This is a genomic window from Alteromonas sp. CH_MED4-4 (genome assembly GCF_037029575.1).
Lineage (GTDB): Bacteria > Pseudomonadota > Gammaproteobacteria > Enterobacterales > Alteromonadaceae > Alteromonas > Alteromonas macleodii.
This window is the reverse complement of record NZ_JAYMEU010000023.1, coordinates 43,227-67,646: the sequence shown is the minus strand read 5'-3', so window position 1 is coordinate 67,646 and position 24,420 is coordinate 43,227. Positions and strand designations below refer to the sequence as shown.

18 protein-coding genes and 1 pseudogene are annotated in these 24,420 nt (G+C 42.2%); 8 read left to right on the top strand and 11 right to left on the bottom strand.

Annotated elements, in window-relative coordinates:
* The first annotated feature begins 22 nt into the window (after positions 1-22).
* The 3 genes from WA381_RS15260 (at position 23) to WA381_RS15250 (ending at position 4,334) form a co-directional block, all read left to right on the top strand.
* A complete protein-coding gene (locus tag WA381_RS15260) occupies positions 23-868 on the top strand; it encodes an SAM-dependent methyltransferase (protein WP_156086764.1) in 846 nt (281 codons plus the stop codon).
* Positions 869-882: 14 nt separating this feature from the next.
* Positions 883-1,089, top strand: coding sequence for a hypothetical protein (locus WA381_RS15255; protein WP_014977183.1), 207 nt, complete (start codon positions 883-885; stop codon positions 1,087-1,089).
* Positions 1,090-1,166: 77 nt separating this feature from the next.
* Positions 1,167-4,334: a hybrid sensor histidine kinase/response regulator gene (locus WA381_RS15250; protein WP_156086765.1), complete on the top strand. Its 3,168-nt coding sequence runs from the start codon at positions 1,167-1,169 to the stop codon at positions 4,332-4,334.
* 98 nt (positions 4,335-4,432) lie between these two features.
* Here the strand turns inward: WA381_RS15250 and WA381_RS15245 are convergent, their stop codons facing one another.
* The 3 genes from WA381_RS15245 to WA381_RS15235 all read right to left on the bottom strand — a co-directional run bounded on the left by WA381_RS15245 (position 4,433) and on the right by WA381_RS15235 (position 9,184).
* Complete coding sequence (locus WA381_RS15245; RefSeq protein ID WP_156086766.1) at positions 4,433-4,882, bottom strand: DUF3010 family protein; 450 nt, start codon at positions 4,880-4,882, stop codon at positions 4,433-4,435.
* A gap of 92 nt (positions 4,883-4,974) precedes the next feature.
* Complete coding sequence (locus WA381_RS15240; RefSeq protein ID WP_156086767.1) at positions 4,975-7,629, bottom strand: ATP-binding protein; 2,655 nt, start codon at positions 7,627-7,629, stop codon at positions 4,975-4,977.
* Between the two features lie 364 nt (positions 7,630-7,993).
* Entirely contained in the window at positions 7,994-9,184 is a 1,191-nt protein-coding gene (locus WA381_RS15235; RefSeq protein WP_156086768.1) for a PQQ-dependent sugar dehydrogenase, read from the bottom strand.
* Positions 9,185-9,467: 283 nt separating this feature from the next.
* On the opposite strand from WA381_RS15235, the gene WA381_RS15230 reads away from it, so the two are divergent.
* From WA381_RS15230 to WA381_RS15215, 4 genes are all read left to right on the top strand, one after another.
* Positions 9,468-10,217 carry a hypothetical protein gene (locus WA381_RS15230; protein ID WP_156086769.1) on the top strand — a complete coding sequence of 250 codons (750 nt, stop codon included), beginning with the start codon at positions 9,468-9,470 and terminating at the stop codon, positions 10,215-10,217.
* A 1,141-nt stretch (positions 10,218-11,358) separates the two neighbouring features.
* A complete protein-coding gene (locus WA381_RS15225) occupies positions 11,359-12,207 on the top strand; it encodes a hypothetical protein (RefSeq protein WP_231506548.1) in 849 nt (282 codons plus the stop codon).
* A gap of 101 nt (positions 12,208-12,308) precedes the next feature.
* Complete coding sequence (locus WA381_RS15220) at positions 12,309-13,487, top strand: alpha/beta hydrolase-fold protein (protein WP_156086771.1); 1,179 nt, start codon at positions 12,309-12,311, stop codon at positions 13,485-13,487.
* A gap of 92 nt (positions 13,488-13,579) precedes the next feature.
* A complete protein-coding gene (locus WA381_RS15215) occupies positions 13,580-15,091 on the top strand; it encodes a serine hydrolase domain-containing protein (RefSeq protein ID WP_156086772.1) in 1,512 nt (503 codons plus the stop codon).
* Between the two features lie 178 nt (positions 15,092-15,269).
* Here the strand turns inward: WA381_RS15215 and WA381_RS15210 are convergent, their stop codons facing one another.
* Together WA381_RS15210 and istB are read right to left on the bottom strand one after the other, a co-directional pair.
* The gene (locus WA381_RS15210) at positions 15,270-15,638 is read right to left on the bottom strand and encodes a hypothetical protein (RefSeq protein WP_156086773.1); all 369 of its coding nucleotides are present in this window, start codon (positions 15,636-15,638) and stop codon (positions 15,270-15,272) included.
* A 160-nt stretch (positions 15,639-15,798) separates the two neighbouring features.
* Entirely contained in the window at positions 15,799-16,350 is a 552-nt protein-coding gene (istB, locus tag WA381_RS15205; protein ID WP_289617990.1) for an IS21-like element helper ATPase IstB, read from the bottom strand.
* A 70-nt stretch (positions 16,351-16,420) separates the two neighbouring features.
* On the opposite strand from istB, the gene WA381_RS15200 reads away from it, so the two are divergent.
* Positions 16,421-17,595, top strand: a protein-coding gene (locus tag WA381_RS15200; protein WP_085929716.1) for an IS3 family transposase whose coding sequence is annotated in 2 segments (ribosomal slippage) — positions 16,421-16,691 and positions 16,691-17,595 — 1,176 coding nt in all. Because the reading frame shifts where the segments join, the coding sequence is not laid out codon by codon here.
* Between the two features lie 28 nt (positions 17,596-17,623).
* On the opposite strand, the gene WA381_RS15195 is transcribed toward WA381_RS15200, so the two are convergent.
* From WA381_RS15195 to WA381_RS15170, 6 genes and pseudogenes are all read right to left on the bottom strand, one after another.
* Positions 17,624-17,821 carry an ATP-binding protein gene (locus WA381_RS15195; RefSeq protein ID WP_231506549.1) on the bottom strand — a complete coding sequence of 66 codons (198 nt, stop codon included), beginning with the start codon at positions 17,819-17,821 and terminating at the stop codon, positions 17,624-17,626.
* Positions 17,822-17,829: 8 nt separating this feature from the next.
* Positions 17,830-19,368 carry an IS21 family transposase gene (gene istA, locus WA381_RS15190; RefSeq protein WP_404978300.1) on the bottom strand — a complete coding sequence of 513 codons (1,539 nt, stop codon included), beginning with the start codon at positions 19,366-19,368 and terminating at the stop codon, positions 17,830-17,832.
* Between the two features lie 153 nt (positions 19,369-19,521).
* Positions 19,522-20,421 (bottom strand): hypothetical protein, encoded by a 900-nt coding sequence (locus WA381_RS15185; RefSeq protein WP_156086775.1) that lies wholly within the window; start codon positions 20,419-20,421, stop codon positions 19,522-19,524.
* Between the two features lie 259 nt (positions 20,422-20,680).
* A pseudogene (locus WA381_RS15180) lies at positions 20,681-20,838 on the bottom strand (IS30 family transposase); the annotation flags it as partial.
* Positions 20,839-20,862: 24 nt separating this feature from the next.
* Entirely contained in the window at positions 20,863-22,413 is a 1,551-nt protein-coding gene (locus WA381_RS15175) for a DNA polymerase (RefSeq protein WP_156086776.1), read from the bottom strand.
* Positions 22,406-24,046 carry an RNA-directed DNA polymerase gene (locus WA381_RS15170; protein WP_156086777.1) on the bottom strand — a complete coding sequence of 547 codons (1,641 nt, stop codon included), beginning with the start codon at positions 24,044-24,046 and terminating at the stop codon, positions 22,406-22,408. The genes WA381_RS15175 and WA381_RS15170 overlap by 8 nt, the downstream gene beginning before the upstream one ends.
* Between the last annotated feature and the right edge of the window lie 374 nt (positions 24,047-24,420).

Below are 24,420 nucleotides of genomic sequence, written 5' to 3'. Positions count from 1 at the left end.
TTAGCAAGTGGTAAAGGAAAATATGACGCTAATTCAGGGACAAGAACATACTCCTAAGGGATCGCTAGTTGTAGTTGGCACTGGAATCAGTGTTGCGGGTCAAATGACGATAGCGACCAAAAGCCACATCGAAAATGCTGACATTGTGTACATGGGGATCATGAACAAGATTGGTGAACACGTGGTCACCAATATTAACCCGAACAGTGTGTCTTTAGACGACCTTTATCAGGAAGGAAAGTCTCGCGCTGTCACCTATGACCAAATGGCCGACCGCATCGTGCAGTCAGTTGTTGAAGGTAAAAAAGTATGTGTGGCTTTTTATGGTCACCCAGGCGTATTTGTTACGCCTTCTCATGAGGCTATTCGCAGAGTGCGGGAACTTGGCCTAGATGCGCAAATGCTCCCCGGCGTGTCTGCAGAAGACTGCTTAATTGCGGATTTGGGAATAGATCCCTCTCGCTTTGGCTGTCAGTCTTATGAAGCAACTCAATTTTTGTTTCGCGATTACCGCATTGACCCTCACATGACGCAAATCATCTGGCAAATAGGTTTAGCCGGAGAAGCAACGCTAAGCGTGTTAGATGCTAGTCACAGTGGATCTGGGCTTGCCATGCTGGCTGACATTCTGGCCGAGCACTACCCAGAAGATCACGAGCTGATTATTTACGAGGCAGCCACCCTGCCCCTTTGCGACCCCAAAATACAAAAAGTGTTGCTTCGCGAATTACAGTTCGCCAAGCCAACATTAATTTCGACCCTAGTTGTACCCTCACTTGGCATGCCAGCATACCGTCAGGATCGTTTGGCAAAGCTAGGTTTAACTGAGCAGCAAGTTATTGACTTTAGATCTCCAAAAGTAAACTAAAAGGAAAAAACGACATGGCAAAGAAAACAATTGTAGATTTCTTGGTTGAGCTAGACAGCAACAGCAAACTAATGGATGCGTATAAAAAGGACCCTGTGGGCACTGCAGAAAAGTACGGTTTATCTGGTGAAGATCTTCAGCTAATTAAAGACCAAGATTGGGACGAAGTAGCCAAACGCTTTGATGATACAAGCAAGGCTACCCGCGTAATTAGCTACTAGTCGTTATCTTTTTAAGCTAGCTGAAGTAGAAAGTGAAGCGCCGTTTGAAATGCATCTTCGCTATCGTTTGTTTTACGATGGCGCTTCCTACTTTTGCGTTTTTAAAAGAACCACTTAACACCACATCATCAGTCACTACGCTAGACGAACTGAAGCAGCGAATTCAAAACAATGATGAGTCTGTAGAAACCACATTCACTGAGCTAGGCTACTTCTTCGACGCCCACCCGAACGCTTTTCAGCAAGCCCGTTTATTCAATCTAAGAGCTTATAAGCATATACTTGAGCAAGACCTTGTTGCGGGGTACGAAACTCTGTTGGAAGCCCGCAAGCTTGCGAAAAAAGGCGGCAACACCATGGCGCTGGCAGAATCTTTTCGCTTAGAAGGGCTAATTTTGGACTTGTCAGGTGAGCATGCTCGTGCACTCGAAGCGCTCAACAAATCCCTTGCTGCTTTCATTGAAGTAAATAGCGATAACGCCTTGCTTGTATATAGCGCTATGGGCAATGTGTACATGTCGCTGCAAAACTACGAAATGATGTTGCAGCTAGGTCAAAACTTCCTCGCCGCAGCCCAGCGTTTAAATGATAAAGAAAACAAAGCCATTGCTTACTTTTTCCAAGGTTACGCGCAAACGGAACTGGGGGACTATCAAGACGCTAAAATAAGCCTTCTGCTGGCAGAAGAATTGTTCAAAGAGGTGCACTACCCCTTTATTGGCATTGTTCATACCAAAATGGCTGAGCTACATATCGCCCAAGGCAATTTAACTGAAGCGCTAACCATGTTGAACCGCGCTGCGGAATCAGATCGCAAAGTTGGTTTTAAATACAACGAAGGGTCTAGACTACTGCGCTTGGTCGACATCTACATTAAACGCAATCAAATAGACTTGGCTATTAGCGAACTTGAAGGTGGATTAAAAAAAGACGCCATAAAAAACGACAAGTCAGTGGTTCTAAGCATGTTGGAAAAGCTCATTTCACTCCTTGAATCAACCAACAATTTTGAAGCCGCATTAGAATATTCAAAGCTATACACGAAAACTTATGAAGAGAGTTTTAATGAACAGCAGTCAAGATTGTTAGCCCTTAACCGCGTACGGCTTTCTATTTCCGAAAAAGAAGAAACCATCAAGCTTCTAGAGAAAGACAACCAGCTAAAAGAGCAGCGTAACCTCATACAGAAAAAGCAAAACACGTTTCAGCTGTATTTCATCGGTTTTGTGATCCTTTCATTAGGCTTAGTCGTTGGCCTATGGCTTAGAACTCGTCAACAACGTAAGGCGCTCGATGCACTTACTCAAGACCTTCAGAAAGCAACAAAAGCAAAATCTGACTTTCTTGCACGCATGAGTCACGAAATTCGCACGCCGCTTAATGCCATTATCGGCCTGACCAAGCTTTCGCAGCGGGCTGCAGAAGATAAAGATCAACAAACGAACCTTATTCAGATAGAAGGCGCGTCGCAAACCCTACTAAGTATAATTAACGACATACTCGACTTCTCAAAAATAGAAGCAGGCAAGCTTGATATTGAATCGACGCAGTTCAATTTAGACGCGCTAGTAAACCAAACCATTAGACTGCATTTAGGGCGCGCTGAGGAAAAGCACATAGAGCTTATTCAGCATATATCACGTGACGTACCATTAAACCTCATCGGCGACCCGTTACGCATACAGCAAATTCTAAGCAATTTAGTCAGTAACGCTCTTAAGTTTACCGAGGACGGACTTATTTCGGTAAGCGTTAGATGCACGCATAATGTAGAAGATATTCAGCTTGAATTTGAAGTTAAAGACACAGGGATTGGGCTAAACAGCACGCAAAAGGCATTGCTATTTCAACCATTTAACCAAGGTGATGAGTCTATATCTCGTCGATACGGCGGCACCGGCCTAGGCTTAGCAATATGTAAGCAGTTAGTCACATTAATGGGCGGAGAGATCTGGGTTGAGAGCCAACTTGGAAAAGGCGCAAGCTTTCATTTTACCGTAACCGTTAAACAGGATGCTTCCCAACAAATTGTATCGCCGTCTAAGCAACTTTCGTTACTTAAGGTGCTTATTGCAGATGACATTGGCGTGTCGCGCGACGCTATTATCGAGTCGCTATCAGTGGCAAACATTAGAGCAGACGTTGCGACCGGCGGTAAAGAAGCCGTAGCCAAAATGCGTGCTGCTGTGGGAAACAGTGCGCCTTACGACGTACTTATTTTAGATTGGAATATGCCTGACATTGATGGATTGGAAGTCGCAGCCATCATGAAACAGGAGTTTTCAATTAAGCCACCGAAGGTGATAATGCTGTATGCATTCGAGTCGCCTCATATGCGAGAGCAGGCTAACCAACTAGGTATTCGAACCTTCATTAAAAAGCCTTTTAGCACTAGTGAGCTTGTAGATAAGCTACAAGAGCTTTGCTTAAACGTGAACACAAGAACCCTACCAGCAGATGCTGCGCCTGTGCCCAATCTGCGCGGAACGAAGATCCTTTTCGCAGAAGACAATACGCTGAATCAAAAAGTAACCCTTGGCCTGTTAAACGACACCCACGCGAATATTGAAGTGGTTAGCAACGGCTTTGAAGCCATAAAAGCCTTACGTGAAGATAACAGCTATGACGTGGTATTGATGGATATTCAAATGCCCGTTATGGACGGGTTAACAGCAGCTAAAAAAATCAGAGATGAGCTGAAGTTAACTTTGCCGATTATTGCCATGACGGCGCACGCCATGCAGCAAGACATTGACAAGAGCCTGGCGGCGGGCATGGACGGCCACATCAACAAACCGGTTGACCCAAACCGCTTCTTTGACGTGCTTGTTGAAGTGCTAAATGAAGGAAAGTCGACGGCGACCCTTGAAGTAACCAATGGGCCATCGGCAAACACAATACCGCTGAGCTTTATAGATAAATCTCAAGCCATGCAAGCAATGTTAAATGACGAGACTTTGTATAAAGAGTTACTTAATGACTTTGCAGCACTTAACAAAGAGCTAGATAACCTTCGAAAAGCCATTGATGAAAAAGACTATGCTTCTATTGTTCGTATAGCGCATATCTACATAACTGCCCTTCGGTACATTGGCGCTTACGCCTTAGCTGAGCTAGCTGCAACGATTGAGCTAACGATAAAACGTAATGAGCATGGAAGCGTAGCTGTTTTTAGCGATCAGTTAGAAGCACTTTACACAGCATTGGTAGAGATGAATGCGAAAGTTGAGGGAATGGTGAAGTAAAGCCTTTCAGGCTGGGAGAAGAGAAATTAAGAAAAACAATGCCCGCACAATAAATGCAGGCACAGTAGTATACACGTTGAGCTAACCGCTCCTGATTATTACTCGTCTGACTCTTGCGAGGCATACTCATTTTTCATAAGCCACGCGTACGCCGTCGTAAAAGCGGTTTCTTGAAACTGTTTTAAACCCGTCTCAGAAAATGGCACTGCAAGCGGATTTCTACGTAGTGATTCTTTAATATCCGTTGGGCTAAATACTACAACTTGAAGCCCTTCAATCAATTCAATGGCAGCCTCTAACTTGAAGCCAATTGCACTACCTGCAAATTTTCCTTTGCTTTGACGCTGACGAATTATCACTGCATCAATTTTGTAGTCTTCTACAAGTTTAGCGAAGGTGCTTTGGAAGCTCTTTAGGCCCTTCGCACTGGTATCGGCAAGCGTTAAACGGCGCGTACGGCAATCTGGCAAATGAAACAAGCCGTCAGCTAGCGACACCAAACTAACAATTGCTTCATTACCTTTTAAATCTACACCACAGACTTTCATATTTATTCCTAATTACGTTTGTCCGGCATTATAACGCGTTTCACAGCATTTGAGTCATTCAGTCGGTAAGCTTCAACCTCTTAACAGATGTTTTAGCTTAGTACCGACTGAATTGTGTCTTTTGACAATGGCTTTACGAAATGCTGATCGAAGCCTGCCGCTTGGGAGTCCTCTACATATTTCTCTGAGCCCCACCCGCTTTGAGAATAAAACTTAACATTTTCTGATTCCGGCAAGGCTTTAAGCATTTTTACTAACTGATAGCCGTCTATGTCTGGCATGCCGATATCAAGAAATACAGAGTGAGGTTTAAAGGTTTTAAATGCATCAACAGCTTTTTTCGGAGAAGTAATGCCTAGGGCAGTCACACCCATAGACTCTGCCAGCAGACAATAAGCGTCAATGAGATCAGCATTGTCGTCAACGAACATGACTTTACTTCTGCTTTGTATAACAGGGTCCAGTTTTTGATTTTCAGATTGCTCGTAGGCTGTTTTAGAAATAGGCAACCTGACTTCAAAGGTACTTCCTCGATCAACACCTTCGCTCATCACAGACACTTCACCATGATGTAACGCAACAAGCTTACTCACTAAAGTTAACCCTATACCAAGACCGCCTTTAGTGTGAGTAGAGTGCGCTTCAATTTGGGTAAACATATTGAAAACATCTTTTAGCCTATCCTCGGGTATTCCCATGCCATTATCTTTAACAGCAACAACAATCATGACCCCGTCTTTTCTGATCTCTACGACTATCTTTCCTGATTCTTTCGTATACTTAGTTGCATTGTGAATGATATTAGAAAAGATTTGGCTTAAACGTGCTTTATCTCCGTATACTGTCACATCTTCTTCAAGACAGTTAACCGTTATATCATGCTTTTTCGCTTTTACTTGTTGCTCAACAATTTCAAGAGAGTCTGAAAGCACGTCTTGAATTTTCAATCTTTCAAATTCAAGTTTAACTTTCCCTCGCGTGATGCGAGACACGTCCATCAAATCATTGATAAGTTTAGACATATATTCAGCTTGACGATTAATGATAGCTGTCACTCTTTTTCGCGTTTTTTCATCATCAACCGTTTCTAGAATACTTGCCCCAGACATAATAGGCCCTAACGGATTTCGAAGTTCATGGGCCAATGTAGCGAGAAATTCATTTCTGTAATTATCTTGTTTTTCAAGCTCTTGAATACTGATATGCATGCGCTCTTGCACATCAAGCGCGTAAACAAGAAACATTCTGTTCAGGCGATTGGCAGTATCAACATCCGCCTTATCAAAACTTGTCGAGCGCCCTTTAATAGTGCGGGTATGGATTGTGAAAGAAGCTCTGGGTTTAAGCCGCTGAGCTTTTGGTGCATCTTCAGACTTTTCATCTTCAGCGCCTATCCACTTTTGGACGCGGTGGGTTTCCTTCCTGAACCAGGCGGTAAAGTATTGCTTCTTTTCAAACAGTGGAATAATCATTATGCCAGCAATACCGTACTGTCGTGCTTCTGGGTAATCGTCATAAAGCGCGTCGTTGGTATATGGGAATCCACCTTGGCTGCTTGCTTTGGAAAAGATTTCCTTGATGAGTTCTATCGGTAAAGTAGAACCGAGGGTAATGGTCTCGTACTGAGAATAATAAACAAACCCTGAACTATTAAGCGCTTCCAAAAATGCTTTTTCACCGCTTTTAACGACACGACTGATAGGATTTGCTGGACCTATTCTGTCTAGCATGGCATCAACTGCTTCGTCAGTTGCATACTTCTTATGCTTTGCAATTTCCTCTTCTTTCGCCAATAAATGCCAGCTAAATAGCTGACTCAGGTTTTCGCACTGAAGCCTAACATCTTGTGGAATATAACTAGGCTCCCGATGGTGGCAAGAAATTAGCCCGTAAAGCTCGCCGTCCGTTACTAAAGAGATCGAAAATGAAGCTCGCAAACCTTGGTTTCTAATGTATTGAAGATGAATAGGTGAAAAGGTTCGCAGCAGCGAGCGAGTGAGATCCAGCGGCTCTCTGCCTGATGCTTCAGTCGATGGAACTAGCCTTGCAGGAGGTAACTCAGTATCAGGGGTTAGTCTTACCCAGTTAGTTTTGTAAAGCGCTCTAGCCTGTGCAGGAATATCTGACGCAGGAAAATACAAGTCTTGATATGAGTCCATATCATCGGCTTTAGCTTCTGCGATAACTTTCCCTGAGTAGTCATCATTGAATTTGTAAAGTACTACCCTGTCCATATTTGTGAGATACCGAATGGTCGAGACCATTTCTTGAGCCATCTCTCTTAGTGACGTCATTTCTTTAAAGCGCGGAGCAATAGACATAGCATAGAGTTTGATAAATTGCTCTGCGCTATAGGTATCTCTGAATTCAGTTGCGGGCTCTAGCTCAACAACATAGTTGTGACCAGAATCATAAACCACCGCCAAATAATCTATCGCCGCTCCTTCCTCTAACATCGAGGCTTTTAAGTGAAGCTTAATGGGCAGCCTAATCTTGGTTTTTGTAACCCTATCAAACGTTTCTTCAAGAAATGCCCGTTCATTCGTATCTGATGAGAGTATTTCTAAAAAGTGTTTACCAATGAGCGGCTCAGTGAACACTGACTCGCAGTTGTCACTGACAATCGAAATCTTCAAGTCCTTGTAATTAAAAGCAATAAGAAAACCGTAACTTTGTATACTTTCGGGAATATGTATTGGCTCGTCTTCGCAACGTTCAAAGTTAATGTTTTGGGGGGGCTGTGACATGAGGATCCTGAGGTTCGAATAGATTAACTTATACTTTCGTCTAAAGAGCAACGTATCACATCGCTCAACGGGTTGATACTAAACTCCTCCATTGTTTGCGCATGGCGTAAAGGTGCTTGCAGATACACCTAAAACCATTTGCGAAACCGTCTTGTTCTTGCAACACATTTATCCTTTGGGGTGTAAAAATGTGGCCCAACTTAGAAAAAGCGTCATTTAAAAGAAAAAGGCTTTAAAAAAGTCACTCAAGAACAAGACCTGATGAAGCTATCGCAGCTTGAGAGCACACATTCTCATCACTTATCGATGTGTATTTATGTGCCCTCAAAGCCTATGTTTCAGCTTCATTCTGCTTACATGGCGTCTAGTTTAGTGAATTGAGTTTTATCAGCCTTCCGCCTTCTTTATCTTCAAGCACATAGATATTGCCCTTATTGTCTTGCTCAACCTCGCGTACTCGCTTACCCCATTCGTAGCGTTCTGCTTCTTCCACCTTCCAGTTGCCTTCATCGTCTTTATTAAATGCAACTCGAACCAGCGCTTTTGAAGACAAACCGCCTATAAAACCATTTCCCTTCCAGTCACTAAACTTATCGCCTTTGTAAATGATAAAACCGGCAGGACTAATGGCAGGCACCCACGCCAATTCAGGCGACTTAAAGATGGGGTAGTCTTCGTGGTTAGGAATTTTCACGCCTGAGTAATGGTCGCCCTGCGACACTGCTGGGTAACCATAGTTGCGACCTCGTTCAATAATATTAAGTTCGTCGCCATGGCGTGGCCCCATTTCATGAGCCCATAAATTACCTTTCTCATCAAAATCGATGCCTAGCGGATTGCGGTGACCTAACGTCCAGATTTGTTCTGTTACGTTGCCTTGACCATAAAACGGATTATCTTCAGGTACGCTACCGTCGTCGTTTAAGCGCAGCACCTTACCTAAGTTCATCGCCATGTTTTGTGCTGGCGTGAATTTCTGGCGCTCGCCCGAGGTGATAAATAAATGGCCATCAGGTGAAAACGCCATGCGGTGAGAGTAATGCCCATTCCCCGTCACCTTCGGCGACTGACGCCAAATTAGCTCTCTATCAGTCAACTTCGCGCCACTATCAGATAAGGTAAGCGTGGCTCGCTCTATCACTGCACCGCTGAACGCATCGTCTTTTTCATCTCGTTCAATGTACGAAATATAAATGGTGTTATTCGACGCAAAGTCAGGGTGAATAATGACATCACCTAAACCGCCCTGCCCGCGCGCAGTAACACTTGGCACATTACTAATAGCAAAACGCTTCTGTTGGTTTTCATCAAGCAGCCATAGAGTGCCAGCTTTTTCCGTTACCAAGCTGTGCCCGTCTGGCAAGAATGTCATGGCCCAGGGGTTATCGAAGGACGCCTGAACATTACCCGTTACAGTAGTGCCCTTACTGCCCTTTATTTCAATTTGTTCAGATGTGTTCGACTGAGCAAAGGTAAAAAAAGAGGTGGCAAAAAGCGTAACCAATAGTGCGGCTTTCCGACTCTTGCTGGTTTTGTGCGTGCTTGTTGTTTGCATTAAGTTCTAGCCTTTTCGAGGGTTTGCGTACTGCTAAACACATTATTGATGTGCGGCGCAAATAGTTTTCGTTAGATATGGCTACGTGAATTGTTTTGATTAAGCTCATTTATTTGATCGACATTTAGTAATGAGTTTAAGGCTAATTACATTGGAGCTAGAGCATGTCTTGTAGCCTCCTCTAGTTTCTTTCATCATAAATCAATTGTTTACTTTTTAAACAAAAAAGCTAACATAAGATGGCTGTACAAAAAACAACCAACACTAGATCAAGGAAGAACTTATGAAGATTTTATTTTTACTACCCATTTCAATTTCACTACTAGGATGCTCTTCGATTTCTGGCTTCTATGAGGCGGACCCTTTATTTAGACAACAATCAGATCTGTTAAATGATGAGGAATATATTGTTGACCTAAACAAGTTACAGGCCAGGGTAAATTCAGCAACAACTGAAAATCTCCGCAATGATTTAATCGAAGATCTACTGACAATATCTGACAGCTCCTGTGCTAGACATCAAGCATCTGTAATTGCAGGCTTAAACACATGGAATGTTACCACTGGCTCTTTGTCTAGTTTACTGTCTGCGATTGGTACGGTAACTGGTGGTGAAACAACGAAGGCAGCTCTCGCTGCCGGAGCTGGGTTTGTAAACTCCTCACGTTCGTTAGTAAATGAAGAAGTTTACGCAAAAGCTATCGGGACAACGATTGTAAGAGCAACAATGGCGGCTAGAGAAAAGCAAAGCGCGGAAATATCAACAGGAATGAATAAACCTTTAGCCGACTACCCAGTAAAAGAAGCGCTTAGAGACGTTTATAATTATCAAAACAAATGTTCATTTTACTATGGCCTCGTAGAAATAACGAAAGCGATAGAGCAGCGAAAAAGAAGCAAGCCAGAGATTCTTGCCACCATTGACCTTTTACAACGTCAAGCAAATGCTCTTCAAACAAGAAGTATTTCTACAACGGAGATCGATGAGCAAATAAAGAAACTAGCGTTAGAGCTTGACGGAGCTCCTCAGTAAAAATTGACTAGAGTTTTTTATTCCAAGACAAGGAAAAAATGGTTTGAGTGAATGTCGTTATTAAAAAGTAAACCTATTAGGTTCTATGGGAATAATAACCAATTCGTACGATAAACGAAACTAGTTGGTTCTAGTTATCTACTGTGAGTACTTTGCTCTTGCTGCCAATTTAGTTTGGGAACTAAATTGATTTGTTTAGTGACTCAAAATTCCCAAAGTAACAACAACTTCGACTCTAGCATTCCAATTTTTATTTTTAAGGCCTTGATACTACTACTTGAGAGTATTTGGTAGTGTTAAGGCTCTATATCAAAACAGCGCGGTTCTGATGCAATGAGCGCCCTTCGTTAATTCAACTGACCAATATAGATTGAGTCGCAACTATTAATTTTTTTATTCTTCGAAAAAGCCAACTCATCATTAGCCACGCGGCTTTTAATGAAATAACGTATAGTTTAACCACACCATGAACCTAATTAAACTTTTCTTCATGTTTAAGTGAAATTTCGACGACGCCTGCTTTATTAACCTTCTTGTGTTTCACCAACCGAATTTAGTCAACATATTGAGGTACTCACATGAGAAAAAAATAAATTGATATCCTGGCTGAGTCAAAGAGGGACAATAGTATAAATAAGCAATTTAAGTTCCGCTCTACCTTATCTGTTTTCCGCTCATTTTCAATGCAGACGAATCACTCGGTGCACTGACGGTCGTGGCTATATAACGTTAAGGTATTTGAACAGGCAGCTATGAGTGAGGATCGTTCTAGCTAACCCCTTTTACGCAATTTCTCTATAAGGCTGCCTAGTCAGCCCAGCTCGGAAAGCCGCATCACGTTGCTGATTGCGGCTTTTTTACTCCCTTTACAGAATTTAATTACACAGGGCTAAATTTCTATTTAGTCGCGCGTCAACACGTGAAAACCTTTCTAATATTCATAAAAGCACATCAAAAAGATGGTAAATTGGTTAAATCGTAGAAGCCGCGCTTAAAAACTACGTAAATCAAACGCTGTTACCTTTTCTAATAGAGTCACAAAATAAAGGTACGTTTAACGCGAGACAAGGTGACGTGCGTTGAGGTTTTACCAAGGAGTAAAAAGTTGTTCAGGGTTGGACTATTCATTTTAATAACATTAATGAAATTTGCTCATGCAAATTCGAGTGACAGCATTGAGCAGAATAATGTTCTGGCGTTTCACGCAGACAATGCATTTCTTACTGAAAGGGTAAATCTGCAAGGCAATCCCTATTCTACTTCTGTCGATACGGTACAAATGCTAGTTGATGAAATAGGGTATACAGATCCGGTGCTTCATGTTCCTCTTGTGCGTTCTTTTGCGTATATGCAGCATGGCGAAAACATTTGCGTACTTAATAAAATAAAAGCACCTGAACGCGAAAAAAATCACCTTTACTCACTACCGCTTAGCTTTTTCCAGACACAGCGTTTTTACCAACTGGCTTCACTGCCACCAATAGAAAAAGAATTTTTGGATGAAAAAGGCAGAATACTGAGCATATCTCGTGTATTAGAAGCCTTTCCAGACTCTTTTATTGTGTTACCAGAAGAATACTCATTCGGTGAAAGGATAGATGACGATCTAAAGCAAGTTAATCGAGAGCAAATCCTTCGTATAGCAAATAATATTTATTACTCTCGCTTTATGGAAATGTTTTCAAAAGGAAAGTCTGATTTTGCGCTCATTTTTCCAGCAACTTTATACAGAAGTTTTGGAGAGAACATGCCTATTAAAGTGCGTAGTTACTCTATTGCAGATAACCCTGACTACGTATCAGGCCACGTTATCTGTCCCAATACGCCTCAGGGTGCAGAACACATAGAGCGTATAAACGCTGCAATTAAACGCATCTATTTAACACCTGCGTTTATTAATGCTCATACGCGCTATTTGCCCGCTCAGGACAAACAAAACTTGCGAACTATCATCGAGCAATCTATTGAAAAGTTAATGCTGTCCAATTAATGACTTGGTTATTTTTTGACAAGTTTGAGTGACTATGACAGCTTAGGTAAATTCAATTATAAAAAGAAACTCGCGCCTGATAGCGGGAAAGGGAATTTCAAATGTATCAAAAGCTTGTCTGTGTTTTTATCGGCGCCTTACTTACTTTTAGCCTTAGCTTTCACGTAAACGCCAAAGTGCGTGGCGAGGCCGTGGTTACAACAATAAAGTCAGAAATTTTGAATGAGTCGCGAGAACTGCTTATTCACTTACCTAATAACTATTCCCGCTACAAAGAATCCACCTACCCAGTTTTATACTTGCTAGATGGACAGCGTAATTTTGCCCATACCGTAGGCACGCTTGATCTGCTAAATCAGTCTGGAATGGCGCAGGAAATGATTGTTATCGGTATTACCAACACCGAGCGCACGCGAGACTTCACACCTACCTATGATGAAAGCTACAACCAGTGGGGAATATCTGGTGGTGCCGACAACTTTTTAGACTTTCTAGAAAAAGAACTAAAGCCTTACGTAGGGGCAAACTATCGCACCAATAACTACGCGATTGTTTCTGGGCATTCATTAAGCGCCCTTTTTACCTTATACGCACTGCAAGAGCGGCCTGAACTGTTTCAAGGTTACTTCGCATTTAGCCCAAGTTTGTGGTGGCACGACGAAGTGATATTTCCAGAGGCAAAAGCGTTCTTTGCGTCAGATAGCGACCTTAACAAATACCTTTATATCAATATGGGTAACGAAGGAGGAAACATGCTAAGCGCATACGAACGTTACTCTGAACTGCTAAATAGCAGCGAACGAAAAGGGTTTATCTTTGATACTGAGCTAGACACATCTGAAAGCCACAATACGACTGCACTTGCAGGTATGAGCTTGGCGCTTCAAAAGCAGCTAAATTCGTTACGCCCAACAGGTGCGATAATACAAGAAGGTATTCCTGCGGTAGAGCAATACTATAAAGACCTTTCTGCAAAATACGCTTTTGAAGCAAAGCCAGAATATAAAGCCGTAAACCACGCGGGTTATGCGGCACTAAACAAACAAGACTTTGACTCTGCCATTGCAATTTTTAAGAAAAATGTAGCACGCTTTCCTAACAAGTCTGACGCCTGCGACAGCCTGGCAGACGGTTATGAAGCTAACGGCGATTTAGCCATGGCACTTGAAATGCGAGAGAACGCGCTAGCAATGAGCTATGAAGAAAATGTTGAGAATGGTGCTTATAAAACACGGCTTGCTAACTTGCGAAAGAAGATTGCGGAAGGTACAGGCGAGTAGCTATCAAGTGCCTGAACTAGAAAATCGTCAGCATTGACCGAATAATAGTAGGAACGTACTCTGGTACGTTCACTCGTAATGGAATACACATAATGACATCAATCAAGCTCTTCCCCTCTTTTACACTTTCGCTTTGTTTAGCGTCGTTATTGGGCTGTACAGAGCCTGAAACCTTGCCCGCCTCCCCTTCTGCTGCCGCAGAATCAAAAGAAGCCAACCTTTTAAAAACTGGGCTTACTGAACGCATTCGAATTGAAGGGCAAGAGGTTGATTACCAATCTTTAGAGCAAAGACAAGCGCATTATGATGTACCTGGTGTGTCTGTCGCGTTTATGAGAAATGGGCAAATAGCTTGGACCATGCAAAGCGGCGTTAAAGATTTGACTTCTGAATTGGCTATTGATGAAAACACGGTGTTCCAAGCAGGCAGTATTTCTAAACCCGCATTTGCGGCAGTATTGATGAAGTACCGCGAAGACAACCTACTAGATTTAGATGCAGATGTTAATACCTTACTCACCAGCTGGCAGTTGCCTGAACATGAATGGACAGGGCAAGACACTGTTTCTTTACGCAGATTATTAAGCCACACGGCAGGCACCACAGTACATGGCTTTCCTGGTTACGCAGCGGGCGAACCAGTACCTACTTTGCAGCAGGTGCTAGAAGGTGCATTTCCCGCCAATACCGATGCCGTTGTTGTTGATATTCAACCTGGCACGCAAATGCGTTATTCCGGTGGCGGCACTACGCTTGCTCAGCTTACCTTGCAAGACGTAGCTAACGAGCCCCTGCCAACTATGTCACAACGGCTTTTGTTTGAACCTTTAGGCATGACACGTTCAGGCTTCGAACAACCCATATCGACCAACTTATCAAACAATATGGCTACGCCGTATGACGGAGACGGTGCGCCAATTAAGGGTGGTGCCCATACCTACGCCACATTAGCAGCTGCAGGCATGTGGAGTACGCCATCAGACATGTTGAAATTGGCAAGCGGCGTTCGTAACGCGTATTTAGGGCAGAAAACCGACTGGATATCGCAAGCCACCGCGCAAGAAATGTTAACCAACAATACGCCAACCAATGAAGTACCTAATGTTGGCATCGGCTTTTTTATCAACATGAGTGACGATGGAAAAATTCTGGGCTTTGGCCACGGCGGCGCAGATGCTGGGTTCATGTCGCAGCTATACATTGAGCTAGATACCGGCAACGGCTACGCCATTATGACGAACGGCAATAACGGCAGGCAGTTAATAACTGAACTAGAAATACGCTTAAAAGAAGCGTTGAACGTTGGTTACTCGGAAGCTGAAGTTAGGAAGTTAGTACCCATAAGCCAAAAGGAACTGAGTAAATACATTGGAACCTACGTGGTAACTAACCCAGTTAACGTTGATGTGGTACTAGAAAAAACAGTCAATGGTTTTGTGCTTAACGCCTTACCTTATGTTGAAAATGAAGAGTATTTTCATGAGGGTGGCGGGCGATTTTTTGCGAAGAATGGAAGTAGCGTTCGTTTTGAGATGGATGATGGAAATGGGCTGGTTAAGACGCTTGTTATGGATGGGAATATTCGGGGTGTTAGAAAAGAATAGATCATCGGGAGTGAACTGATACATGCCCCTAATCCTTTTTGTTCCAGTCACCGCCGTTAGCATATTCGAAGGCAAACGGCTGCTATGTACGTTGAGCAGCCTTTTGTACCTGAAATTTCCACATAATCATTCAAACAAAGAAACTAAGCATTACCTTTAAATCATCAGCCTCGACACTTTACCAATTGATAAAATCTAGCGTTGGTGAATATATGATACGAAGCGATGAGGTGAAGCCATCTACATCAATTTGGCTGCCGTCACTTGTACGGTTGTTGTGCCACTTTACGTCAACTGTCATATATAACTCATCGACAAACTCAAATTCGTAGTATGCTCCCAAATACACGGTTTGAAAACTCACATCTCGCGAAGTCACAAGCGATTCTCCTACTGGTAAATCTGCAAAAGGAGTGTTGTCTGTGCGAAAGCGCACATCTGTTGTGATCGTATCTGAAATATTAAAACCAGTTAAGCCCGCCAAAATACCGTAATCCATCTGACTATTATTGGCACGCTTATACTTCCAGCGCTTCCAATTCCCCAATATAGGAACCCTCACAGAAAAGTCATATTCAACTTCAAGTTCAGACTCAATGGTTGATTGATATATCGCCGAGCGCGTTTCTGCGTATTTCGGTGAATCCGATCGGTCGTTTCGGTTTTATCCGATCACTTTTTCATCTTCTTTTTCGTCCCTGCCAGTTTTACCTTAAGTGATCGGATTGGTCTAGTTTTCTCATCGATTCGCCAGCCAGTTCAATTCGATGACTGTTGTGCAATAAACGGTCGAGTAATGCATCTGCCACAGTGGGGTTACTGATGAGTTTGTACCATTCGGTAACGGGTAACTGGCTGGCGATAATGGTACTGGTGTTTTGGTATCGCTCTTCCATCACATCAAGTAAGTCATTAGCCTGACGTGCGCTCAGTTTTTCCATTCCCCAGTCGTCCAGGATGAGCAACTTTTTCTTAGCGAGTTGTGCAAGCTGTTGTCGGTAACTGCCATCGGCGTGGCCGATATTCAGTTCATCAAGAAGCTGCCCAAGTCGGTAATATCGCACCGTATGATGTTGTTCACAGGCTTGTCTGGCTAACGCGCATGCGAAGTACGTTTTTCCGCATCCTGTTGCTCCGGTAACGATAATGTTATGGGCACGATGTAAGTATTGGCCGCTTAACAGTGTGGCGACTTTATCTTTGCGTAGGCCACGCTCTGCACGGTATTCCAATCGGCTGGCATGAGCCTCTAAGCGCAAGGTTGAGGTGGTTTAATTGAGTTGACCAGTCCAGTTAAGGATATAATTGAACCTTAGCTGGAGAAAGTAAATGGCCGGAAGAAAGCGGTATACGAAAGAATTTAAACTGGATGCTGTGAGCCTGGTGCTAGACCAAGGTCACACGCGCTCTGAAGTCGCAAAAATGTTGGATGTGAGTCAGCAAATCATTGGCCGCTGGGTCAAAGAGTTTCAACAAGATGATGACGGCCATGCGTTCAGAGGAAACGGTAAACTGACGCCAGAGCAGGCAGAAATCAGAAAGCTGAAAGCACAGGTGAAACAGCTTGAAATGGACAAACGCATCCTAAAGGAAGCATCTGTATTCTTCGCCAAAGAAATGAAGTGAAATACGCGTTTATCGCCGAGCGAAAGAATACCTATCCTGTTGATCGGTTGTGCCGGTTACTAGGCGTAAAGCGCAATGGGTTTTATAGATATATGAAAACTCAACATCAACCTACAACGGATGATGACAAGCGAAAAGAAATAGTAGAATGGATGCACAAGATTGCCAAAGCCAGTGAGCATAGTTATGGCAGTCGACGGATGCAAAAAGCACTGAATTGTTTGGGCTATCCTATTGGTAGGCGTCTTACACGCCGACTGATGAAAGAAGCAGGCGTGCAAGTTCGCTACAAGAAAAAATATAAGGTCACGACAAACAGCAACCACACGTTACCAATATTTGACAATGTGCTCGACAGACAATTTGATGTTGATGCACCCAATCTAGCTTATGTGCAGGATATTACTTATATCTGGACACAAGAAGGCTGGTTATATTTGGCCGTTGTTATTGATCTTTACTCAAGGAAAGTCGTTGGCTGGAGTATGGGTTCAAGAATGAAAGCTAAATTAGTATGTGATGCGCTAACGATGGCGATATGGCAGCGGAATCCAAAAGCCGGATTGGTTGTCCATTCAGATCGCGGCAGCCAATATGCGAGTGCAGACTATCGGCGCTTGCTTAAAGGACACCAATTTGTTGGCAGTATGAGTCGAAAAGGTGATTGTTGGGATAATAGTGTTGTTGAGAGTTTCTTCGGTAGCTTGAAGCAAGAACTGGTGCATTGGAAGCAATACCAAACTCGTTATGAAGCACAGCAAGATATGCTGCGATACATCACAACATTTTATAATCCTGAACGGTTGCATTCGTATCTAGATTACAGAAGTCCAAATCAATATGAGGCGGACATGAAGAAATTGAAAAAAGTAGCTTAACTGGGTTGGTCAATTTTGGTTGACCACGTCAGGTTGCCTGGCGCAGTAAACGCTTCACTTTGCTGTCTTGCCGACAATGGATTTCATGCTGTGCCAGCAATCCTAAGCGCTCTTCGAAGCTCATCTCGTCGTAAGTTGTCGCTTGGCTTTGTTGTTGCTGTAACGCTTGAGCGAAGTGCCCAAGCCGTAAGCTACGTAGTTGCTCTTGTAATTGAGATTGTGTCATGGGTTTTCCTATTGATAGTAATGCTGGCCGCGGATATTGTGATGGGTTACAGGCTGCTCATCGTGTTCGACAGCGGTGCTCGGTATGCTTTCTTGATGATGTTTGAGTAAGTTCATCACCACACTCCGGTGAGGGCGTTCTAGCAGTAATGCCTTTTGGCAAGCGGCTTCAAGTCGCGCAGCACCATGTTGTTTAGTGAGGTTTAGGATAGCTAAGCAGCTTTTAATCGCTTGCTCAGGATGTTTGCGACTATGGATGTGCCACTGCACCACACCACGGGTACCCACACCGATATTCTCAGCCCAGTGCAGTAAGCGCTCAGCACTGAAGCGCTGTTTTACATGGCTGTCCGGCATGTGTTCTTTTTGGGTTGAGAAGCCGCCTTCTTTTGCTGATTTAGCGTGCTGTGTTACCAGTTGATTGTGATGATAGATGCTGACCACACTGCCACTTGCCTCTATGGTCACCGTGTTGCCCACTAAAGTGTGTGGTACAGAGTAAGCATGCTTTTGGTACAACACATGGTAATCCGGCCCTACCTTCGCCCATTTACTGTCGATGTACTCATACATGGTGCCAGGTAATGGCATTAAGGCTGGCTTATCGAGCAGTTCAAACTGTTCACGACGAGAGCCTGGGTATAAGCGTTGTGGCCGATTATTTAACTCTGCCATTAACACTTTAATCCGCGCATTTAGACCCGCTAGGGTGTAGAAGCTCTCACGTCGCAATCGCATTAATATCCAACGCTCAACAATCAGCACCGCATTTTCTGCTTTGGCTTTATCCTTCGGTTTATATGGGCGTGCAGGCACAATGGCACAGCCATAATGCCGCGCCATTCTGGCATAGTTTTCATTTAGCGTAGGCGCGTAGCGGTGGGCTTTGGTAACGGCCGATTTCAGGTTATCCGGCACAAGTAAACGGGGTACACCGCCAAGGTGGCGGAACGTTCTTACGTGCGCCATTATCCAGTCTTCTTCACGTTGTGAGCGGCCAGCTTCAACATAGGTGTAGTTGGTTGCGCCTAAGGTCGCAACGAAGATTTGTGCGTGATAACGAACTTCGCCCGTATCAGGATTGATGATAGGTACCGTTGGTCCGCAGTAGTCAATAAACAACTTATCGCCTGCGATGTGATGTTGTCGCATACTGCGTTTCTGCTTTTTAAGCCAACGCTGATAGTGCTCGCAGAACTGCGTGTAGCCGTAGGCTGACGCACTATCCTCGGCGCAATATTCTTCCCACAGCAAGAGCTTAGTCATGCCTTTGCGCTTCAACTCTTGCTGCATTAGCATAAAGTCAGGCAGCCGTTTCTGGCGCTGAACGGGACCGGTGCTATACAACTGCGCTTCGAGCGTTTTATCGTTTAGCGCTTGCGGCAACGGCCACGATAAGTCACTGGATTTAAAGCGCGAGAGTATTTCACTCACGGTTGAAGGGCCAAGACTTAAGCATTGGCCGATGTCTCGATGGCTTAATCCTACTTCGAATTTGAGACGCAGGACGTCTTTAATCTTTCTCATATCGGTTCTCTTTCTCGCCATGGCAGCTCATTCCTTCAATAAAGTGATGAAGTGGAGCTTACCAATTGATTTAATGAGAAAAAGAAGAAGATTTCGGGATTCCGATCAGTGATTTCGGAAAAACGTCATTTTTGATCGGATAACTCCGAAATAGGCGATCGGATTAGACCGAAATCAGTGATCGGATTGAACCGAAATGGGTGATCGGAATGGGCCGGAACATGCAGTTTCAGATCCATTAAGAAGCTGGCTGCCCACAGGAGCGACTATGGTAGCGCTTTCAGAGTATGTAGGGATACTCAAACCTAGCTCAAGCCAAGGGAGCTTTGCTGCTATTTCAAAGTTGATATAGCTTTTGTTGGCAAATTCCTGATCAAAATTTACCAACGTACTTCTCCCTCCTGTTGATGGTGCAAACTGGCTTAAATCAAGCCGACTGTTACTGGTATATTCAATGATCGGGGTATATGCATACGAAATCCCCAGCCCTGCTTGAAAGCGACTGGTTTTCAGATATTTATCTGAGAAAAGGTTTAGTTCATCCCTAAAGTCTTCTTTTAGAAACTCGACTTGCGACGCGGTCAAAGTAGTGTCATTTAGCTTTGCGCTAGCAGCAACAATAATTGGCATTCGCGTCCGAAGCTGGTTACTTAAATTGGTGTTATAGTGAATCTTGTCTGTGTAGCTACTGTCTCGCAGCTTGTCGGTTATCACCCGCATATCTCGGACAAATTCATTATCCCCCAACGCACTTAAATTAGCATTTAGCGTTTGCACGTATCCATAAAGTAAATCGGTGTCTATTTTGCGCCTACTTAACAGGTGTTTAATAAAGTCTGCGGTTCGCTTAGCCACTTCGGTTGGAATGCTAGGGCTGTTAATCACAGCGTCAAAAAGATTTGTAGCGTTGATGTCAGACTGTTCGGTCTCCTCCCCCCTACCAGGATCGGTTACTTCAATTATTTTTCGACCATCATCTGCTATTTTCTCTTTTGCTCGAGGAGCATCTTGCGCATAGCTGATGGTAACAAAAAGTATTGATGACGCTGTAAATGTAGCGAGACGTATTTTCATTTTGTGCACTCCCTTGCTTAATATTGATCACAAATTAAACAATACACTAAATGAAAACAACTGGTCAAATAATAATCAACCTGCTTTATATAGCTTTTCGGTGGTAGTTGAGCTATCTCTCAACCCAAAGTTTTATTGCTATTTTCCTATCGCTTTTAGAACGACTGCAACTTTTAAATATTATTTACAAAGAGTTTACGAGCAGTCATAGGACTATCGTCGTATCAGCCACAATGACAGTCTGCTTTTTGTCTTGAATTTAATCAATAGGCGCAACACATTACTAAATTTCTGTGCTGGTGTTTCATAGTCTAACGTTTTTCTTGGTCTTTCGTTAAGTTGTCTCGCTAGACTGCTAAGTTTTTGTTGGCTGTGTACTGATAACTCGGTACTTTGGGGAAAATACTGCCGCAGTAATCTGACCTATCCCCCAAAATTAAGTTACTCCAAGTAAAACTCTTCTTTAGAAGCTTTCCCGTTGACTTTGCCCTCCAAAGCTTCAGTCATAGTCCGCTCAAAAATATCAATTACAGATTCTGGGTTAACTGTATTGTCATGTTGAAACAGTACAGCGTCATGCATCGGAATAAGTATTTGAGCACCTTTCAGGTTTGAGAGCTTCAACAAAGCTTTTTTAAAGATGAAAGTTGCTGTAGCTTGGATTACATGGTTTGCGGCAGATCTTTTTTCTTTTTCCGTTAATTCTCCTTCACCTCTCCTATTTAAGAAATTACCCGAGATTGAAGAAACACGACCATTATCAAAATATTCCCGATATATGGCCTCTTTCCACTCCTCATAAACAGAGAATTCTTCAAAGTATCTTTGAGCAACTTTTTTATCTCCGCCATTAACTTCAACTGAATTGAGAATATTTTCTAATGACATCCCATATGTATACGATAAAAATAAAACTTTCGCTTTTTTCCTCTTGCTCTCATCACCAAAAATAGCTTTAGCACAATCTACATAAGCATCTTTGTTTTCATATATTTGCTTCATTTTCGGGTCAGAAGATAAAGCTGCCATAATACCTACTTCAAACTGATCATAGTCAACATAAGAAAGCTGAAGCCCTTCATCGGCGATAAATATATCTCTGTATTTCTTAGAAATATTCTGAAGATTTGGAGAACGATGATAAATTCTTGAGGTTGAAGTCCAATAGGTTTCAACTATTGGCTTTAAGCGGTTGCTTCCTGACGAAATTGAGTTAAAAATCCTATAACTTTTGTTTAATTTTTGAAGCGAGCGCAAGTCTTGGCCATATCCTGAGTCAATTGGCAAAAAGTCTAGTAAATATTCAGTACTATAATCTTGAGTGTTAAACCCTAACCTTTCTAGCTGTTCTTTAATTTCATCATCATTTGGAATCGCATACATTACATTATGCTTCTCCGCAAAAAGCTTTAGACTCCTATAAAAATCATGCTTTAAAGCACATTTATGCTCTCTTAAACGATCATTGTTAATCCTAAGTCCTTTGCATGCTGCTAACATTAACTTATTATAAATCGGCAACTCCAGCTGATAAAAACGCGTGCTTTCCCCAGCTTTTGAAGCTTGCTCTGAAACTAAATCAAAGAACTCTGCCAATTTGTGAGCGAACAACATATACACGTCTAATTCTAATTCTCTACGCCTGTAGAAAATTTCTAAATATTTATCAAAGTCAGAAGCATCATTAAATAACGGCTTTATTGTTTGAGAAATATCCCAAGCCTGCACATCTCCTTGAGCCGATTTGTGTCCTGCAACAATTTTTGAAAGCAAGACTGCGTCAATTACTATATTCGGAAGCGACTGATGGTCTTTGTAAATTGAACTAGCGAGCAACCAATAATCATGCGTAACTATAACCCCCTCTAAAGAAATTACTTTTTCCGATGATACCTCAGCGAAATCTACTTCATCGTAAAGAAAATAACGATCTCCACCTTTTTCAGAGAAATCCTTTTGATAAAGTAAAAAGTACGTTTTCCCTTTACTCATAAGGCGATAACTCGTTATAAACCTCAGTAATCACTGTAGTATTAAAGTCTCTAAGATAAATAGTTTTCCCTGAGAAGTGCTTATTTTGCTTCATTCTTTTAACAGTTCCTTTTGTACGATAACCAACTTTGCCAAACATAGGGCTAAGCTTCTTAGGATCAGACTCTTGTAATGCTATAAGAAAACATCTTTGGTGTTGATAAGGCCATGACTCATTAAATAGTGGGATAAAGCTTTCGACTTCTTGCTCAAGACCAACTGACGCAAGGTAAATAAAACATGCTGGAGATTCTGGGCTTTTAATATCAAGAATTACTAGCTTTTTACAGTGCTCAACCAATGCTGATGACTTAAACTTCTTGTAAGCTAAAAGCATAATCAAGTGATAGTTCTGCCACCCATGTATAGCTATATCCTTATTTTTAATAAAATCTACGATATTTTCACACTGCACAGCAGATAAATCTAAATCCATTAATAATTTGCTGAACTGATCTGAAGATACAGCTTGGTGCGGTAATTCTTCTATTAAAGCATCAGCTATTTCACCCGCTAGAATGGATTTTGAATCAAATATATTTGAACTTATTAATGTTTTAAATCGATTTATGCAATATCTAAAAGGCCTACTTTGTGTTTCACCACTCCGTATTTGTTTTTGCAGAAATTCAAACAGAATAGGAATGGAACGAGCAATTACTTTCTTACTCTTAGAGCGCCACATGGTATCGATAAGGATCATCGTTTCATCAGAGCTCGGAAAAAACTCGTCTATGTTTTTACTACTATTGTTTAGTATTTCCGTTTTCTTAGAATTGATGTTTAGGCCTAATTTTCTCAGTTCAAAAATAAGATCATTAAGAGCTCTTTTGGCTTCAAATTCATCGCTACAAATAATCCTAATATCGTCTACATACCTGAAGTAGTCATATCCTTTATCTACCATTCTTTTATCAACGGCATCTAAAACAACATTTGCTATAAAAGATGAAGCATCGCGGTTTTGTGGTAAACCATGTCTTTCGTTGTAACACCATTTTTGCAACAACACTTTCAACGTATTGATGGCACTTCTAATATTGTTTTTCTCTGCTCCAGAGGCGTCAATTGCTGACATCATTCCAATGAACGCACACTCAATAGATTCAATTGATATTTGTTCAAAGTAATTTAACAGATCAGTTATAAGTAGTGTTTTATCGTCTTCAAGCGCAATATAACTAATATTTTCAAACGTATTCCAAAGCTCAATTCTGTGTTTAAAAAGGTACTTTTCTTTCCCATGCTTATTGTAACGATGACTAAACACTCTATGCGATAAAATTGGATCAAAATATGGGATCAAATAAGTGCAAATAGCTTGGTAAAGAAATCTATCGTAGAAGTCAGTTTCAAGTGAATAGCGAAGGCCTAAAGATCTTTTTGGCACATCGTACATGGTGCGGTGGCCAGACTTGTATTCACCATGATTTTCTTCCAGGTTTTTAGACAAGATCTCATGTAAATTCCGTGTATTCGAAAGTAAATCTTCATATCTAACGGTATCAAAAAACCAATCATCTTTAAGGTCTTGGCGAAGGTGCTTTAATGTTGCTCTGTAATTAATTGGAAAAGCTAAAAGATTTTCATCCATAAAATAATAACATCCCTTTATATATGCGTAAGCCCTATCGAATAGAAGTTGAGTTTTTTGGAGTCTCTAGCTAAATCATACAGTTACGGTTTACATGATAACAAGTTGTTTTTAGTTTAATGTAGAGTAAAAACAAAAAAGCGAGGACTACTTTCGCAGTACTCGCTATTTAGCATGAATCAACTGAGATCAGAGTTTCCAACTTCAATTGTCGTATTCAACCTGTGGCGATTGACCAAGTTGCCCGACAGCCTCGTTAGAACAACTGTATTTAAGTGTCGACAAATCGGGTAATATTAATAACGTTTCCCGCTGAGCATTGGCAAATAAAGTCTATTTAAAACCCCGCTCCGCAGAACGATGATTGAACAAAG

Coding starts and splice junctions, on each gene's coding strand:
- WA381_RS15185 (WP_156086775.1), bottom strand. CDS start 20,421: ATGAAAATACGTCTCGCTACATTTACAGCGTCATCAATACTTTTTGTT.
- WA381_RS15245 (WP_156086766.1), bottom strand. CDS start 4,882: ATGAAAGTCTGTGGTGTAGATTTAAAAGGTAATGAAGCAATTGTTAGT.
- WA381_RS15220 (WP_156086771.1), top strand. CDS start 12,309: ATGTATCAAAAGCTTGTCTGTGTTTTTATCGGCGCCTTACTTACTTTT.
- WA381_RS15235 (WP_156086768.1), bottom strand. CDS start 9,184: ATGCAAACAACAAGCACGCACAAAACCAGCAAGAGTCGGAAAGCCGCA.
- WA381_RS15255 (WP_014977183.1), top strand. CDS start 883: ATGGCAAAGAAAACAATTGTAGATTTCTTGGTTGAGCTAGACAGCAAC.
- istA (WP_404978300.1), bottom strand. CDS start 19,368: ATGGCGAGAAAGAGAACCGATATGAGAAAGATTAAAGACGTCCTGCGT.
- WA381_RS15250 (WP_156086765.1), top strand. CDS start 1,167: ATGGCGCTTCCTACTTTTGCGTTTTTAAAAGAACCACTTAACACCACA.
- WA381_RS15170 (WP_156086777.1), bottom strand. CDS start 24,046: ATGGATGAAAATCTTTTAGCTTTTCCAATTAATTACAGAGCAACATTA.
- WA381_RS15260 (WP_156086764.1), top strand. CDS start 23: ATGACGCTAATTCAGGGACAAGAACATACTCCTAAGGGATCGCTAGTT.
- WA381_RS15240 (WP_156086767.1), bottom strand. CDS start 7,629: ATGTCACAGCCCCCCCAAAACATTAACTTTGAACGTTGCGAAGACGAG.
- WA381_RS15225 (WP_231506548.1), top strand. CDS start 11,359: ATGAAATTTGCTCATGCAAATTCGAGTGACAGCATTGAGCAGAATAAT.
- WA381_RS15195 (WP_231506549.1), bottom strand. CDS start 17,821: ATGACACAATCTCAATTACAAGAGCAACTACGTAGCTTACGGCTTGGG.
- WA381_RS15215 (WP_156086772.1), top strand. CDS start 13,580: ATGACATCAATCAAGCTCTTCCCCTCTTTTACACTTTCGCTTTGTTTA.
- WA381_RS15230 (WP_156086769.1), top strand. CDS start 9,468: ATGAAGATTTTATTTTTACTACCCATTTCAATTTCACTACTAGGATGC.
- WA381_RS15175 (WP_156086776.1), bottom strand. CDS start 22,413: ATGAGTAAAGGGAAAACGTACTTTTTACTTTATCAAAAGGATTTCTCT.